This is a genomic window from Vibrio sp. QJM3NY_26, from assembly GCF_057786005.1.
Window position 1 is genome coordinate 424,623 of the sequence record NZ_CM173515.1, and the last position, 15,721, is coordinate 440,343.

Annotated in this window: 15 protein-coding genes; 7 read left to right on the forward strand and 8 right to left on the reverse strand. The window is 45.6% G+C overall.

Annotated elements, in window-relative coordinates:
* Positions 1-152: 152 nt before the first annotated feature.
* The 4 genes from rpoD to rpsU all read right to left on the reverse strand — a co-directional run bounded on the left by rpoD (position 153) and on the right by rpsU (position 4,652).
* Entirely contained in the window at positions 153-1,997 is a 1,845-nt protein-coding gene (gene rpoD, locus AC3CH4_RS01890) for an RNA polymerase sigma factor RpoD (RefSeq protein ID WP_009847799.1), read from the reverse strand.
* Positions 1,998-2,096: 99 nt separating this feature from the next.
* The gene (dnaG, locus tag AC3CH4_RS01895; RefSeq protein WP_017080230.1) at positions 2,097-3,848 is read right to left on the reverse strand and encodes a DNA primase; all 1,752 of its coding nucleotides are present in this window, start codon (positions 3,846-3,848) and stop codon (positions 2,097-2,099) included.
* A 119-nt stretch (positions 3,849-3,967) separates the two neighbouring features.
* On the reverse strand, positions 3,968-4,411 hold the full coding sequence (locus AC3CH4_RS01900) for a GatB/YqeY domain-containing protein (protein ID WP_009847797.1): 444 nt from the start codon (positions 4,409-4,411) through the stop codon (positions 3,968-3,970).
* Positions 4,412-4,436: 25 nt separating this feature from the next.
* Positions 4,437-4,652: a 30S ribosomal protein S21 gene (gene rpsU / locus AC3CH4_RS01905; RefSeq protein ID WP_004396009.1), complete on the reverse strand. Its 216-nt coding sequence runs from the start codon at positions 4,650-4,652 to the stop codon at positions 4,437-4,439.
* Positions 4,653-4,910: 258 nt separating this feature from the next.
* On the opposite strand from rpsU, the gene tsaD reads away from it, so the two are divergent.
* A complete protein-coding gene (tsaD, locus tag AC3CH4_RS01910) occupies positions 4,911-5,927 on the forward strand; it encodes a tRNA (adenosine(37)-N6)-threonylcarbamoyltransferase complex transferase subunit TsaD (protein ID WP_004735972.1) in 1,017 nt (338 codons plus the stop codon).
* 161 nt (positions 5,928-6,088) lie between these two features.
* Positions 6,089-6,904 carry an alpha/beta fold hydrolase gene (locus AC3CH4_RS01915; RefSeq protein WP_488543220.1) on the forward strand — a complete coding sequence of 272 codons (816 nt, stop codon included), beginning with the start codon at positions 6,089-6,091 and terminating at the stop codon, positions 6,902-6,904.
* Between the two features lie 92 nt (positions 6,905-6,996).
* Here AC3CH4_RS01915 and plsY read toward each other — a convergent pair whose 3' ends face one another.
* A complete protein-coding gene (gene plsY / locus AC3CH4_RS01920; protein WP_004735970.1) occupies positions 6,997-7,593 on the reverse strand; it encodes a glycerol-3-phosphate 1-O-acyltransferase PlsY in 597 nt (198 codons plus the stop codon).
* A gap of 138 nt (positions 7,594-7,731) precedes the next feature.
* Here plsY and folB point away from each other — a divergent pair, with 138 nt between their 5' ends.
* The 3 genes from folB to AC3CH4_RS01935 are packed head-to-tail and all read left to right on the forward strand — an operon-like array spanning position 7,732 to position 9,389.
* Positions 7,732-8,091, forward strand: a complete 360-nt coding sequence (gene folB / locus AC3CH4_RS01925; protein ID WP_004735969.1) for a dihydroneopterin aldolase — start codon at positions 7,732-7,734, stop codon at positions 8,089-8,091.
* Positions 8,088-8,570: a 2-amino-4-hydroxy-6-hydroxymethyldihydropteridine diphosphokinase gene (gene folK / locus AC3CH4_RS01930; RefSeq protein ID WP_054547839.1), complete on the forward strand. Its 483-nt coding sequence runs from the start codon at positions 8,088-8,090 to the stop codon at positions 8,568-8,570. The genes folB and folK overlap by 4 nt, the downstream gene beginning before the upstream one ends.
* A 15-nt stretch (positions 8,571-8,585) precedes the next feature.
* A complete protein-coding gene (locus AC3CH4_RS01935) occupies positions 8,586-9,389 on the forward strand; it encodes an undecaprenyl-diphosphate phosphatase (RefSeq protein WP_004735967.1) in 804 nt (267 codons plus the stop codon).
* Positions 9,390-9,488: 99 nt separating this feature from the next.
* Here the strand turns inward: AC3CH4_RS01935 and AC3CH4_RS01940 are convergent, their stop codons facing one another.
* Positions 9,489-10,805, reverse strand: a complete 1,317-nt coding sequence (locus tag AC3CH4_RS01940) for a multifunctional CCA addition/repair protein (RefSeq protein ID WP_488543221.1) — start codon at positions 10,803-10,805, stop codon at positions 9,489-9,491.
* Between the two features lie 36 nt (positions 10,806-10,841).
* Here AC3CH4_RS01940 and AC3CH4_RS01945 point away from each other — a divergent pair, with 36 nt between their 5' ends.
* Together AC3CH4_RS01945 and AC3CH4_RS01950 are read left to right on the forward strand one after the other, a co-directional pair.
* Entirely contained in the window at positions 10,842-12,512 is a 1,671-nt protein-coding gene (locus AC3CH4_RS01945) for an ExeA family protein (protein WP_488543222.1), read from the forward strand.
* A complete protein-coding gene (locus AC3CH4_RS01950; RefSeq protein WP_146457943.1) occupies positions 12,512-13,495 on the forward strand; it encodes a general secretion pathway protein GspB in 984 nt (327 codons plus the stop codon). The genes AC3CH4_RS01945 and AC3CH4_RS01950 overlap by 1 nt, the downstream gene beginning before the upstream one ends.
* A gap of 129 nt (positions 13,496-13,624) precedes the next feature.
* Here the strand turns inward: AC3CH4_RS01950 and AC3CH4_RS01955 are convergent, their stop codons facing one another.
* Positions 13,625-14,236 (reverse strand): TIGR04211 family SH3 domain-containing protein, encoded by a 612-nt coding sequence (locus tag AC3CH4_RS01955; RefSeq protein ID WP_054547835.1) that lies wholly within the window; start codon positions 14,234-14,236, stop codon positions 13,625-13,627.
* A 205-nt stretch (positions 14,237-14,441) separates the two neighbouring features.
* Entirely contained in the window at positions 14,442-15,704 is a 1,263-nt protein-coding gene (locus tag AC3CH4_RS01960) for an inorganic phosphate transporter (RefSeq protein ID WP_054547834.1), read from the reverse strand.
* Positions 15,705-15,721: the final 17 nt, after the last annotated feature.

The window sequence follows — 15,721 nt, forward strand, 5'->3', positions numbered from 1 at the left end:
ATTATAGGGGAACCAATCAATGGTGTCTAGACACTATGAGGGGCAATTCCGCTTACATCTTAGCCACTTAAATCACGTAGGCACAAAAAAGGTGAGCCAACGCTCACCTTTTTTATTTTATGCTTAAAAGCTAACCACACTAAAGCGTGTAATTACTCGTCTAGGAAGCTACGCAGAGTTTCTGAGCGGCTTGGGTGACGAAGTTTACGCAGTGCTTTTGCTTCGATCTGACGGATACGTTCACGAGTTACGTCGAACTGCTTACCAACCTCTTCAAGAGTGTGGTCAGTGTTCATGTCGATACCGAAACGCATACGCAGTACTTTCGCTTCACGAGGCGTTAGGCCTGCAAGAACGTCTTTAGTTGCACCGCGCAGGCTTGTTGCCGTTGCAGAGTCTAAAGGCAGTTCTAGCGTTGTATCCTCGATGAAATCACCTAGATGCGAATCTTCGTCGTCACCGATTGGTGTCTCCATTGAGATAGGCTCTTTAGCGATTTTCAGTACTTTACGGATCTTGTCTTCAGGCATTTGCATACGCTCAGCCAACTCTTCCGGAAGCGGTTCACGACCCATCTCTTGTAGCATTTGACGAGAGATACGGTTTAGTTTGTTGATCGTTTCGATCATGTGAACCGGAATACGGATAGTACGAGCTTGGTCGGCAATCGAACGAGTGATTGCTTGACGGATCCACCACGTAGCATAAGTAGAGAACTTGTAACCACGACGGTATTCAAACTTATCTACCGCTTTCATCAGACCGATGTTACCTTCTTGGATCAGATCCAGGAATTGTAGACCACGGTTTGTGTACTTCTTAGCAATCGAGATTACTAGACGTAAGTTCGCTTCAACCATCTCTTTCTTCGCACGACGAGCTTTCGCTTCACCGATAGACATACGACGGCTGATATCTTTGATGCTTTGAACAGTAAGAGACGTTTCACGTTCGATGATATCCAGCTTTTGGATAGAGCGACGGATGTCGTGTTCGTTACGTTTGATCTTTTCTGCGTATGGCTTGTCTGAAGCAAGAACTTCGTCCAACCATGCTTCGCTAGATTCATTGCCAGTAAATAGAGCAATGAAAGATTTCTTCGGCATTTTGCCGTACTCAACCGTTTGACGCATGATTAGGCGTTCTTGAGTACGTACGCGATCCATCGAAGTACGCAGTTCGTTTACTAGGTAATCAAACTGTTTTGGCGTCAGACGGAATTCTTTGAATACGTCTTGCATCATTGTTGTTGCAAGCGTTGCTTTCGGGCTTTCGTGGCCGTATTCATTGATTGCTAGTTGACGGTTTTGGTAGCTAGTGCGAAGCGCTGTGAATTTCTCAAGAGCAAGCTCAGGATCAATACCTGTATCTTCCTCTTCTTCTTCCTCGTCGTCTTCTGCTTCTTCTTTGTCTTCGTCTTCTAGATCAGTTTTAGCGAGCTCTGAACCGATGTGAGTCGCCGTTGGCGCAGCTGTGCCATCGTCGTCTGGGTCAACAAAGCCGTTGATTAGATCTGTTAAGCGAATCTCTTCAGCGAGTACGCGGTCAAACTGTTCCAAGATGTATGGAATCGTGCCTGGGTACTCAGCAACAGATAATTGAACGGTATTGATACCATCTTCAATACGCTTCGCAATGTCGATTTCGCCTTCACGAGTCAGTAGTTCAACTGTACCCATTTCACGCATGTACATACGAACTGGGTCAGTTGTACGGCCAATCTCGCTTTCTACGCTTGAAAGCGCAGCAGCAGCAGCTTCAGCTGCATCTTCATCTATATTGGCATCGTCATCATTAAGAGCTAGATCATCAGCGTCAGGTGCAGTTTCTACTACCTTGATACCCATGTCATTGATCATTTGAATGATGTCTTCTACCTGTTCAGAATCCACGATTTCTGCAGGTAGGTGGTCGTTTACTTCGGCGTAGGTCAGATAGCCTTGTTCCTTGCCTTTAATAACAAGTAATTTTAGCTGTGACTGCGGATTTTGATCCATAGATGATATCCAACTTCAGGTCTGGTGAAGGACGTTGCATTCTCAAATGCAAACCAATTATGTTAACAAATTTATTAAATGCTGACTAATCAAACAGGGTTACGCTTTTAGATCTAGCATTAAAGCTAGTAGCTCCCTTTTTTCTTCGGCTGATAAACCGACACTTCTTGCTTTGGCCTGCAGGTTTTCAATTTGTTTTTCAACGCACTGGGCAAGGATATTGTCCAATGAGTCTAAAAATATGTCTTCTTGATTGTCTTCGTCGAGGGGGATTTCCCAGCTCGCGAGACGAGACAGAAGTGCCTCATGTTTGTTCTCTCGCCAATGTTCTAATAATTGGCCTGTGCTGATATGGGGGTTCACTCGGCAGATATCAAGTACTTCGACGAATAAACTTAGTCCAGGCAGCTGTAAGCCTTTGACACTTGATAAATCCGGTACCATATCAGCATAGCTCGGATTTTGGATAAGCAAAGCGATAACTTCACGCATTGGAGTGCGCTTGAGCTCTTTATGCGGTTGAGGTGTCGGGTTCTTTGTGTGAACGCGAGCACGCCTCAATTGGTTATCAAATCCAGTTCGCTCATCGAGCAATTTTTCGAGCAGTTCTTGGAAGTAACTGTCAGGAATTTTACTAATCAAGGCGCTGGCGTGTGCACGCAGTGCCGATTTTCCTTCTGTTGTTCCTAAATTCAGCTTGTGTATTTCAATCAGGTTATCGAACAAATAGGTCGAAAGCGGCGTCGCATTGTGGACGAGCTGTTCGAAAGCAGCCTGACCGTGTTCTCTAATATAGCTGTCTGGGTCTTCACCGTCTGGCAAGAACAGAAACTTGAGTGTGTTACCTGTTTTCAGGTATTCAAGCGCATTTTCTAGTGCGCGCCACGCGGCCTCTTTACCTGCTCTATCACCATCGTAACAACAAACCACAGTATTGGTCTGGCGGAACAACATCTGAACGTGGTCACCGGTTGTTGAGGTACCCAGTGATGCCACTGAGTAATCGACACCGTATTGCGCTAGTGCGACAACATCCATATAACCTTCAACCACAAGTACTTGAGGCGGTTCACGGTATGCTTGTAACACTTCATAAAGGCCGTAAAGCTCTTTACCTTTATGGAAGATCGGCGTTTCTGGCGAATTTAGATACTTTGGTGTGCCGTCTTCTAAGACACGGCCACCAAACCCGATCACTCGGCCTCGACGGTCACGAATCGGGAACATCACGCGTCCACGGAATCGATCGTATCGGTTGCCTTTATCGTTTTCTATCAACATGCCGCCAGTAACGAGCATGTCTTGGGCTTCTTTTTGTTGGCCAAAGTTCTTACGAACCAAGTCCCATTCATCAGCGACGTAGCCAATGCCAAACTTCTGTACGATTTCACCAGAAAGGCCGCGATTTTTTAGGTAATCAATCGCAGGTTTGTTCGCTGAAATTTTCAGCTGAGAGCGGTAAAAATTACTGATGCCGCCCATCAAATCGTAGAGGTTACGTTTTTGTTCGCTGTTGGCTCTTGGCGCCGTGGATATTTCACCGCTGCGCTGTTCTCTAGGAACATCAAGTCCTAAAAATGAGGCCAGCTCTTCAATCGCTTCAACAAAATCGAGACGTTCGAACTCCATAATGAAGTCGATAGCATTGCCATGTACGCCACAACCAAAGCAGTGATAAAACTGTTTTTCTTGGCTTACGCTGAAAGAAGGGGTCTTTTCGTTGTGAAATGGGCAACAAGCACCATAGTTTTTGCCTTTTTTCTTAAGTTTCACGCGTGCGTCCACAATATCGACAATGTCGAGACGCGCTAGGAGATCATCGATGAAACTACGCGGGATGTGTCCTGCCATAAAACCTTAGAAAAATGCACTAACTGAGAGTGTGGATAATAATAGTTTGAATAGGTTACAGATACAAACAAGCCGTGCGTTCCGAAGGATTGCACGGCTTGTTGCAATTTGATTTGGGATTAAGCGAGTTTAGAACGAACTAAACCACTAACTTTACCCATATCTGCACGCCCTTGAATTTGTGGTTTCAAGATAGCCATTACTTTACCCATGTCTTGCATGCCCGCAGGTTGAGCTTCTGCAATTGCGCTATCAAGTAGTGCAATAACTTCTTCTTCAGTTAGCGGTTGAGGCATAAAGCCTTCAAGTACCGTAATTTCTGCTTTTTCCACGTCAGCAAGATCTTGACGATTTGCCGATTCATATTGAGCAACAGAATCGCGACGTTGCTTAACCATTTTAACTAATATAGCAATAATGTCGTCGTCGTTCAGAGTGATCCGTTCGTCAACTTCACGTTGCTTAATTGCTGAAAGAGCTAAGCGGATAGTGCCAAGGCGCGGTTTGTCCTTGGCTTTCATCGCTAATTTTTGCTCTTCTTTGAGTTGTTCAATAAGAGCCATAACTCAGTCCTTATGGATTAAGTTATTAGTACAGACGAACGCGACGTGCGTTTTCGCGAGCTAGCTTTTTAGCGTGACGCTTTTGAGCTGCTGCTTTAGCGCGTTTGCGAACTGTAGTTGGCTTTTCGTAATGCTCACGACGACGCACTTCAGAAAGGATACCTGCTTTTTCACAAGAGCGCTTGAAACGACGTAGTGCAACGTCGAACGGTTCGTTTTCACGTACTTTAACTATTGGCATATGCCTTTCACCTCAGGGGTTATTCATTATCGCTGGTTACTCAGTACCAAATCAGAGAAGTTACCCATCGAGCTAACTCTCTATTCGCGTTTGGCCATTAACCAGCTTGATCAAAAATGGTGCGGAATTTTAATCCGATCACAGTGGCTTTGTAAAGCACTTTGTCGATTATAGTCTGTACAATATTTGTTTGAAGAGCTTAGGCAGGGTAATATTGCGCTAATTTCCCATTTTAGACGAAAGCGTGCCGAGAAAATTATGCGCATTATTGGTATTGAAACCTCTTGTGATGAAACAGGAATCGCAATTTATGATGATGAGCAAGGGCTGCTTTCTCATCAGTTATACAGCCAAGTAAAACTGCACGCCGATTACGGTGGTGTGGTACCTGAGCTAGCGTCGCGTGACCACGTAAAAAAAACCATTCCACTGATTAAAGCGGCATTGGCAGAAGCGAACCTAACGTCGAAAGACATTGATGGCGTGGCTTACACAGCTGGTCCCGGTTTGGTTGGTGCATTGCTTGTGGGTGCAACGATTGGTCGCAGTATTGCTTATGCGTGGGGCGTGCCTGCTGTGCCAGTGCACCATATGGAAGGTCACCTTCTTGCGCCAATGCTAGAAGACAATCCTCCACCATTCCCATTTGTTGCTCTGCTGGTTTCTGGCGGTCATACCATGATGGTCGAAGTAAAAGGCATTGGTGAATACCGAATCCTTGGTGAATCGATTGATGATGCGGCGGGTGAAGCGTTTGATAAAACCGCGAAGCTGATGGGCTTAGATTACCCGGGTGGCCCGTTGTTATCTCGACTAGCAGAAAAAGGGACTCCGGGGCGTTTTAAGTTCCCACGTCCAATGACCGATCGCCCAGGGCTAGATATGAGCTTTTCTGGTTTGAAAACGTTCGCGGCAAATACCATTCGCGCTAATGACAATGATGACCAAACGCGTGCTGATATTGCTTACGCGTTCCAAGAAGCCGTTTGTGCGACCTTGGTAATAAAATGTAAGCGTGCCTTGGTAGAGACGGGCATGAAACGTATCGTGATTGCTGGCGGTGTTAGTGCCAACAAACAGCTACGTATTGAGCTTGAAGCGCTGGCCAAGAAAATCGGTGGTGAGGTTTACTACCCACGCACTGAGTTCTGTACTGATAATGGTGCGATGATTGCTTACGCGGGTATGCAACGCCTTAAAAATGGTGAAACGGCTGATTTGTCTGTTCATGCCACGCCGCGTTGGCCAATTGACCAACTAGAGCCAATTGCTTAACCAGTAGCAATCGTTCAACGAGAAACCGTCGATCAACAAAAGCTAAGCGCAGAATAAACCAGTGTGTTTCGATAAACGGTCGCCTTGTGCGGCCGTTTTTATATCCTAGCTTACCGGCTATATGTCGATAAATAATTGCTAATAGAGATTAGGGAAGAACAATGAACAAGTTTACAGTAGACAATCAGTCGATGGCGTACCTGGATGAAGGTCAAGGCCCTGTTGTTGTGTTAGGTCACAGCTACCTTTGGGATAGTGCAATGTGGAAGCCGCAGATCGATGCATTAAAAACTCAGTATCGCTGTATTGTTCCAGAGCTTTGGTCTCATGGTGAGTCACAAGCTGCACCAGTTTCGATGCGTAACTTGAAAGATTACGCTCAGCACGTTTTGGCTCTGCTTGATCATTTAGAGATCGAAGAATTCTCTGTGGTTGGCTTATCGGTTGGCGGTATGTGGGGAACAGAGTTGGCGGAGTTAGCTCCCGCACGAATCAAGTCTCTGGTACTTATGGATACCTTTGTTGGTTTAGAGCCAGAAGTTGCTCATGCTAAATACTTCAGCATGTTAGACACCATTACTCAAACCAAAATGGTTCCTCAGCCGATTGTAGAAGCGGTTGTTCCACTGTTCTTCGCCAATGATGCTCAAACTAACTCACCAGCTTTAGTGGAAGGCTTTACTAAGCAGCTCTCGGTACTTAAGGGTGAGCAAGCTGAAGAAGTCGCACGAATCGGTCGAATGGTGTTTGGGCGTCGCGATATGATTGAAGCGGTAGAGAACTTTGCACTGCCAGTTTTGATTGCCGTTGGACAAGAAGATAAGCCACGTCCGGCACTTGAGTCATACCTAATGCACGATTGCATTACGGGCAGTGAGTTAGTGGTGATTCCTGGTGCTGGTCATATTAGCTCGCTAGAGCAACCCGAGTTTGTGAACACAATGCTGAAGACGTTTTTAGATAAACATCTGCTGTAAGCTCTTTAAGGCTGAATAGTCTTGATCGACAGAGACTTGTGTCGGTTTAAATTTATCCCAGTTTAAAAATGATTCGGCTTAGACATAACAGTTTAAGCCGATTTTTTTTGCCCGAGTTTGGGTTCACTGCCATCGAGTAGGCGACGAATATTCTGATGATGACGTAGGACGATCAAACAACACAACATGGCCACAGGCAGTGTGTATTGAGGTTTGACTAACCAAGCGTAGAAAGGAGCGAGCAACACAGTAACCAGTGCTGCTAAAGAAGAATAACGAAACAAAAATGCCACAACCAACCAAGTCGCCATGATCATGCCCGTTAGATCGAATCCAATTGGGGCGATGGCTCCGAGTGCTGTTGCGACGCCTTTACCACCTTTAAAGTGGAAGAATATAGGGTACATATGACCAAGGCATGCAGCAATCGCCACGACGCCTAAAATGATCGAGTCGATGTTGAGGTAGTAGCCAAGCCAGACTGGAATGGTGCCTTTAAGCATGTCACAAAGTAGCACGGCTGCAGCGGCGCCTTTGCCGCCCACACGCAGTACATTGGTGGCCCCTGGATTGTTGGAGCCTACCGTTCTTGGATCAGGAAGTCTTAAGACTCGGCATATCAAGACCGCACTCGAAATTGAACCTAGCAAATAGGCTGCAATGATCATGATAAGTGCCAAAGGGGTCATGTTTTTCCTTAAACGGTTATAAGTCTAACGATGGGAAAATAATGCTCAATCCAAGAGTAATTGATATCATATCTGGAATTACACGAATAATACGTTTTTTTCCCCCATATGGGTATCCGACCTCTAAAAGGACAAGTCATGGCACTGGATAAAGTTTTCATTGAACAGCTAGAAGTAATTACAACGATCGGTGTTTACGATTGGGAACAAGAGATCAAACAAAAACTTGTGCTTGATATTGAAATGGCTCATGACAACCGCCCTGCAGGTAAGAGTGATGATGTTGTCGATGCTTTGGATTACTCGACAGTCAGCACTGCCGTACTTGACCATATTGCGAATGGCCGATTCCTATTGGTTGAGCGTGTGGCAGAAGAAGTCGCTGAATTAATCATGACTCAGTTCTCAGTGCCTTGGATTAAAATCCGTTTAGCGAAGCCTGGCGCAGTGCCACAAGCAAAAGCAGTCGGTGTGATCATCGAACGAGGTCAAGCATGACAATAGCCTATGTTGGTGTTGGCACGAACATAGACCGCGACAAGCATGCAAGGGTGGCATGGACAGAGCTTCAATCGTTAGGGACTAACCTTAAATGCTCTAAGATCTATCATTGTGAGCCTGTAGGGTTTGAAAGCCATTCGTTTTATAACTTTGTGATAGAGCTCGACACGTCACTCTCATTGACTGAATTTTCACAGCAGCTACGTAAAATTGAGTTTAAATGGGGTCGCTCTCAAGATGCTCATAAACTTCAAGATCGAAAGCTCGATCTTGATATTGTGCTGTTTGGAGACGTGGTTTCTGAAAGCGAACCAGAATTACCACGTAGTGATATCTATAAATATCCTTTTGTAACACAACCACTTTATGATCTCTGTCCTGCGAGAGTGATCCCGCAAGATGGAAGAACCGTCAGTGAAATATGGCAGAAGATGCAGCAATTAGATTCGCTCTCTGTCGTAGATATAAAACTATAATTTTTAAGGTAAGTAATGAGTTATTTTGAAGCGTTTATGTTGGCGTTGGTGCAAGGCTTTACTGAGTTTTTACCTATTTCCAGTTCTGCACACTTAATCCTTCCTTCTGCTGTATTAGGTTGGGAAGATCAAGGCTTGGCTTTCGATGTGGCTGTCCACGTTGGTACTTTGGCCGCAGTAGTTATCTATTTCCGCAAAGAAGTGGTCTCTCTTTTGAGCGCATTCTTTGGTTCCGTGTTTAAAGGTGATCGTAGTAAAGAAGCGAAGCTCGCGTGGATGATCATTCTCGCGACGATTCCCGCGTGTATCTTTGGTTTGTTGATGAAAGATATTGTTGAGCTTTATTTGCGCAGTGCGTGGGTGATTGCGACGACCACGATTATTTTTGGTCTGTTGCTATGGTGGGTGGATAAGAACTCAAGCCTGCGTGATGACGAATACCAAGCGGGTTGGAAAAAGGCGCTGTTTATTGGTCTTGCTCAAGCAATGGCGATCATCCCAGGTACGTCTCGCTCTGGCGCAACGATTACCGCAGCACTTTACCTTGGTTTCACACGTGAAGCCGCGGCTCGATTCTCTTTCCTAATGTCTATCCCAATCATCACTCTGGCGGGTGGTTATTTAGGTCTGAAGTTAGTGACCAGTGGTGACCCTATCCATGTTGGCACCTTGCTAACGGGTATCGTGGTTTCTTTCATCAGTGCTTATATCTGTATTCACTTCTTCTTGAAGCTTATCTCACGTATGGGTATGACACCGTTTGTTATCTACCGCCTGATTCTAGGGTTTGGTCTATTTGCTTTCTTGATGATGCAGTAGCATTCGCCTTACGTAGACAAATGTTCCGCTCTACAGATTGAAACGAAAAACCCGCTTAGTCGCGGGTTTTTTAATGCATGGTAAGCAGCGCTATGGCGATTAATTATCAGCGATTTCTGATAGGGCATTTTCAATTGCGATGGCTCTACGTTTCTCTTGTTCTTCTCGAATATCTTTACCTTTAAAACCATCGGCAATGATCACTTTGACTTCGACTTGAAGCGCTGCTTGGTAAGCCACTTCAAAACGCGCTTTCTGAGGGTAAGGCTGATCTTCTAACCCTTTACGACCAGCATGATCGGCTTGGCAGCAAAGCAGTATGTCGTTGAGCCTGTCTGGTTTACGCCAAACATCAAACTTGTTCAGAACCTTGAGAAAGGTGGTTGGCTTGAGCTCGCCTGCACGGTGGATATTAGAATGTTGCTCGCAAACTAACAGTGCGAGATCTCTGAATTCATTGGGCACTCTGACTCTTTCACACAGCTTCTTAATGATTTTTAAGCCTGTATGGCAATGCATTTTGTGGCTTGGCCACTCACTTTCTGGCGTGACGCCTTTACCTAAATCATGTACTTGAGCGGCAAAACGCACGGGTAATGATGAGCTTAATCGCGCAGCTTGTTGAGCAACCATCAGAGTGTGGATGCCCGTGTCGATCTCAGGGTGCCATTTTTCAGGTTGAGGCACACCAAACAGCGCGTCAATTTCAGGCAACACAACAGCCAATGCGCCACACTCTTTCAGTACAGAAAGGAACACTTCAGGATGCGGAGTGCTAAGGGATTTATGCCACTCTTGCCAAACTCGCTCTGCCGTAAGATGTGCCAGTTCACCGGATTGAACTATCTCACTCATCATCACCATGGTTTCTGGTGCAACCGTAAAGTTGAGATGATGGAGTTTGGCGGCGAAGCGAGCCACACGCAGCACACGCAGAGGATCTTCAACAAAAGCATCCGAGACGTGTCTTAGAACACGATCAGAGAGATCTTTCTGGCCATGGTAAGGATCGTAAAGCTGGCCTTTATCGTCTTGAGCAATGGCGTTGATGGTCAAATCTCGACGCATGAGATCTTCTTCCAAACTCACGTCTGGAGCAAAGTAACATTCGAAACCTGTGTAACCCGAACCTGACTTTCTTTCGGTGCGAGCCAGTGCGTGCTCTTCTTTGGTTTTTGGGTGTAAAAATACGGGGAAGTCTTTGCCCACTGCAGTAAAGCCAAGGTTTTCCATCTCTTGAGGGGTACTCCCTACCACGACCCAATCTCTATCATAGCTATCAATGTTGAGCAGCTTATCGCGCACTGCTCCACCGACTAGGTAGCGTTGTAGCCCATTCTCTTTTGGTAGGCTATCGTATATTTGCAACTTATCACCTCGAAATGTTTTATCACTGCTGGACTTTACTGCAAGCAATGGTACTTTCCATTAATCGTAATTATAGGGCAGCACATGTATAAGGAATATTTTGGCTTCGTTGAGATGCCATTTTCGATTGTACCAAATTCTCGCTACTTGTTTTTAAGTCAGCGCCATCAAGAAGCTATGCAGAACCTACAAGCCGGTTTAGGCGAAGGTGGGGGCTTTGCGATGCTTACTGGTGAAGTCGGTACAGGAAAAACAACGGTCGCCAAAGCGATGTTGTCATCACTCGATAATCAGACTCAAGCTGGCCTTATACTTAACCCTACGTTTTCGAATACGGATTTACTGGAAGCTATCTGTGATGAGTTTGAGGTTGAGTACCCTGAACAAGCATCGTTGAAACAGCTGAGTCAGGCCATTCATCACTTCCTGCTCGATAGTCATGCTGAAGGCATTCAAACCTTATTGGTGATTGATGAAGCCCAACATCTCGCAGCTGATGTGCTGGAGCAGCTGCGCCTTCTGACCAATTTAGAAACCGACAGTCGCAAGCTGTTAAAAGTACTGTTGGTCGGCCAGCCGGAATTACAACAGCACTTACAAACCACTCAATTACGTCAGCTAGCACAGCGTATTACAGGTCGCTATCACTTACTGCCTCTTAATACTGAAGAGACAGGCAAGTACATCGCGTTTCGTTTAGAAACGGCGGGTGGCGAGCAGATGCTGTTTTCGAATCGTTCAATCAAGTTGATCGCCCAATATACTCATGGTATTCCAAGGCTCATTAACTTGGTGTGTGACAAAGCCCTGCAATTGGCTTTTCATGATGGTGAGCCATTACCGAACAATGAAACGGTTAACCGAGCGTGTCAGCAAGTTATGTCGTTTCAGGCCGATGTGTATCATGTCGAAAAGCCTCGAGCTTCTCACGTAGTACCCAAGTTATTCCAATACGCTGGGATTGCTACATTAAGTGTCGGCCTCGCAATGGCGACCTTTAATTTTGCTCCAAGCTATATCAATTCATGGCAGTCGGCTGAGACTTCAAGTGAAATGAAAACAGAAGTGTCTGCACAGACTCAGCGCTCTTTGGTGGCGAATGAACCTCAGTTGGTTGCTGAGCCAAAACCTTCCAAGTTTGCTTTACCACAAGATATTCAACAGCACTTGATGCAGGGAACCAATCGTTCTCTCGCTATTAAGGACTTGTATACGCTCTGGGGATATCAGTCTTCACTGCGTGATGGCTTGTGCTTAAGTGAGCCGCAAAGTGTATTTGTGTGCGAGCAACAACAGTCAAATTTGGATACATTGTTAGATCTTGGCGTACCCGTGGTCCTTAATCTGGATATCGTTCAAGAGCCAGTGTTTGCTGTGCTTTATGGTGCGTCTGAGGAGTCTGTCGAGCTCCTCGTTAACGAAAAGCTTTTGGTGATGCCTAAGCGTACCTTAAAGAAAATCTGGCAAGGTGATTATGTCGCGATTTGGAAACAGCCACTCAGAGAGACGCTCAAAGAGGGTTATCAAGGTGAGGCGATTGCACTACTTGATCTGCTATTGTCTGAAGTTTTGGGTGAAGACGTATCGGGCAGTGATGTATTTGACTATGAGTTAAAAATGAAAATTGAAGCGTTTCAAATGTGGCAAGGCATGTCAGTCGATGGCATTGCAGGAAAACGCACGCTGGCAAGATTACAAAGATTGGCTCAACTCGACTCGCCTAAGTTGATGTCACTCGATGGAGGCGCAAGTTAATGTCACGCATTATGCATGAGCTTAATCAGTCGTCTGCTAAGCAGCCGCCTCTTAACCAAGCGTCTCTTAAACAATCATCTTTTAATAGCCCCAGCTTCAAAGGCTACCAAAATCATCATGTGCCAAGTTCTGTTAAAGGGATTAGCAATAAACGAGGCTCATCGTTAGCCATGGGGCTACTCCTTATCTTGGTGCCTTCTTTGTTGGTGGGTGGTGTTCTGGCTTATCAATCGTATAACCAACAAAAAAATTCGGCTAGCCAAGCTACCTATGTCGCTCTGCCTGAATCAAAATCTCAATCAGACCTTGAGCCTCAAATCGCTGATGCTGATATAGCCAATGTGGATGCTGTGTCAGTGGATGCAGAAGATGAAGTATTATTCGCAGTTCGCCCAGCACCAGTAAGCCAACCTTTGAAAGCACTGCCACGCCAAGAGGTGTATGCGCAGATTGGCTCTGAAAGTACGAATGTCGCTGGTGGAGCTATTGTGCCTGTGGCTAGTTCAGAGAGTAGTGCGCGAACATCAGAAGAGTCAGAGTTATCACTAGCTCAGCAAGAGATTCAGCCAGGTGTAAGCAATGAGAATACGGCTCTGCAATCGGACAGTGATTTACTGCAAGGGCTAGATCTCAGTGAGTTACCACCTGATTTGGCCTTAAAGCTTGAATCAATGATGGGTGAGCAACAAAGCGCACCTGAGCCAATGGACTCACGTCCAGCAGGGCAGGTAGGGTCTCAGGTCATAGAGTTAGAGTCTCACAGCAATAGTTTATCTGGGGTATTACCTAAGCTAGACCTGCAAACTCACATGTATTCGAGTAGTGAAACCAAGCGTTGGGTAAAAGTGAATGGCCAAGAAGTGGCGCAAGGAGATTGGATTGGACAAGACATTCAATTACTGGAGATTAAGCCACAATCAGTGATTATCGAGTTCAATCAACAGAAAATAGAAATCCCCGCTCTGTACGAGTGGAAAGGCTAAAAGTTAGATAGCCCCAAAGGCCTAGAGAACAGACAAATAAAAAGGAGCACCGAGGTGCTCCTTTTTGATATTCGATACTGAATTTACTCTGTTTAGCGCAAGATAAGCCAAACAGGTAAAGTGATCAGCTTACGACCAGCCGTTTGGTGACTTTCTGCGACGAGGTATAATGTGTGGCAGGACAAGGCCAAGAAGTAGACCAATACCAGCAACACCACCACCATACATAAAGTATTTCAGTAGTAGATCATCTTTTTGAGTGTCTAGCTTAGCGCGTAGCTCACGGTTCTCTGTTTGAGAGCTCGTAAGTTGTTGGCTAATCTCGCTGTAGTTTTGCTCAAGTTCAGAAATTTGCTTGTTACGAGAGTCTAGAGAGCTCGCTAGGCCAGCTTTTTCGCTGTCAGCACTTTGACGTGCATTCGCTAGCTTGCCTTTAACTTCAGTCAGCTCTTTCTCTAGCTTAGGCATACGCAGAGCCATGCTTTCTTGAGTGCTTACAAACTTACTTTCTACCCAGCCTTTACGGCCGCGGCTGTCTTGAACCTGGGTGTAACCCGTGCTCTTGTTAGTTTGTAGGTAAGTAATCTTTTCACCAGCATCAACACTACCGATGATACGGAATGTGTTGTTTGGGCCAGAATGCATATAAGTAAATAGTTTGTCAGCAATATAACGGTCTTGTGCAAAGGCAGCTGGAGCCGCAAGCATTGCGAGCAAAACTAAGCTAATCAGTTTTTTCACAGTAAATCCCTTAACGATTCAAATTGGGTAGGCGTATGAGTCAGCCTCAATGAGCAAATAATATTTAGTTTCTTTATGCGGTGCAACAAAGAAGGGAGGCAAAGCCTCCCTTTCTGTGCGTTTGAGTCAATAATGACATGGTATTTACATATCATTACCGAAGCTCACCGTTTTCTGACGCTAATATTTACTAACGCCAGGGCTATTACATAGTAAACATAGCCTGAATTGCGTAGAAGAACACAACAGCAAGTAGAGCACCTGCAGGTAGCGTTACAATCCACGAAGCAACGATGTTACGCACAACGCCTAGGTTGAGTGCTGCGATACCACGAGCAAAACCGACACCTAAAACCGCACCAACCAATGTTTGCGTGGTTGAAATCGGAAGGCCAGTACCTGAAGCCAGTACAACCGTACATGCCGTTGCTAGTTGAGCGGCAAAGCCACGGCTAGGTGTTAGTTCTGTAATACCAGTACCCACGGTTGCCATTACTTTATGACCCATGGTAGCAAGACCAACAACGATACCAATACCACCTAGTGGAAGAATCCACCATGCGATAGTGCTCTTACCTGAGATTTCACCCATGTGCTCAACCGTTGAAACAACAGCAGACAGTGGACCAATCGCATTCGCAACGTCATTTGAACCGTGTGCGAATGCCATCGCACAAGCTGTGATAACCATTAGTACGCTGAAGATACCTTCAACGCCAGCAAAGCCATGGTCTTCTTCGCGATTAGCAAATTTCTTTTGAATGTATAAGTAACCGCCAACCATGACTAGAGCAGAAACACCAGCTGCCCATAACCAGGCTTCAGTACCGGTTAGGTGAAGGCCAACGTGCTTAAGACCTTTCTTGATTGTTACAAGTGCAATGACCATGGTAGTAATGAACATGTACACAGGCACAAAACGCTTAGCGTTAAACAACGGATTTTCTGTATCGAATATCAGTCGTTGGGCACTGACAAAAATAAGATAGGCGAAGATGCCGGAAATCAACGGTGTGACAATCCAACTACCCACAATACCTTGAACGCTGTTCCAGTCTACAGCTTCTGTACCTACAGACACACAAGCGAAACCGATGATTGCACCGATGATTGAGTGAGTCGTTGATACTGGCCAGCCCATGTATGATGCTAGAAGCAACCATGTACCAGCAGCTAGTAGCGCCGACATCATGCCGTACACAAGTACGTCAGGTTGATGAGCGAATAGAGACGTTTCGATAACACCTTTACGGATCGTGTCTGTTACTTCGCCGCCCGCAAGATAAGCACCTGCGAATTCAAAGATCATTGCGATAATGATCGCTTGTTTTACGGTTAGAGCTTTAGAGCCTACTGAAGTGCCCATTGCATTCGCAACGTCATTTGCACCAATACCAATAGCCATCAAGAAACCGAAAGCTGCTGCAACAATAATCAGGACAGTGCCGTAGTTAGCAAGGATATCCATCGTAATACCTAGTTGTT

Excerpts from the sequence above, each read along its gene's own strand:
- tsaD (WP_004735972.1), top strand. The coding sequence starts at position 4,911 with ATGCGCATTATTGGTATTGAAACCTCTTGTGATGAAACAGGAATCGCA.
- rpoD (WP_009847799.1), bottom strand. The coding sequence starts at position 1,997 with ATGGATCAAAATCCGCAGTCACAGCTAAAATTACTTGTTATTAAAGGC.
- folB (WP_004735969.1), top strand. The coding sequence starts at position 7,732 with ATGGCACTGGATAAAGTTTTCATTGAACAGCTAGAAGTAATTACAACG.
- AC3CH4_RS01945 (WP_488543222.1), top strand. The coding sequence starts at position 10,842 with ATGTATAAGGAATATTTTGGCTTCGTTGAGATGCCATTTTCGATTGTA.
- AC3CH4_RS01915 (WP_488543220.1), top strand. The coding sequence starts at position 6,089 with ATGAACAAGTTTACAGTAGACAATCAGTCGATGGCGTACCTGGATGAA.
- AC3CH4_RS01935 (WP_004735967.1), top strand. The coding sequence starts at position 8,586 with ATGAGTTATTTTGAAGCGTTTATGTTGGCGTTGGTGCAAGGCTTTACT.
- dnaG (WP_017080230.1), bottom strand. The coding sequence starts at position 3,848 with ATGGCAGGACACATCCCGCGTAGTTTCATCGATGATCTCCTAGCGCGT.
- rpsU (WP_004396009.1), bottom strand. The coding sequence starts at position 4,652 with ATGCCAATAGTTAAAGTACGTGAAAACGAACCGTTCGACGTTGCACTA.
- plsY (WP_004735970.1), bottom strand. The coding sequence starts at position 7,593 with ATGACCCCTTTGGCACTTATCATGATCATTGCAGCCTATTTGCTAGGT.
- AC3CH4_RS01950 (WP_146457943.1), top strand. The coding sequence starts at position 12,512 with ATGTCACGCATTATGCATGAGCTTAATCAGTCGTCTGCTAAGCAGCCG.
- folK (WP_054547839.1), top strand. The coding sequence starts at position 8,088 with ATGACAATAGCCTATGTTGGTGTTGGCACGAACATAGACCGCGACAAG.
- AC3CH4_RS01900 (WP_009847797.1), bottom strand. The coding sequence starts at position 4,411 with ATGGCTCTTATTGAACAACTCAAAGAAGAGCAAAAATTAGCGATGAAA.
- AC3CH4_RS01960 (WP_054547834.1), bottom strand. The coding sequence starts at position 15,704 with ATGGATATCCTTGCTAACTACGGCACTGTCCTGATTATTGTTGCAGCA.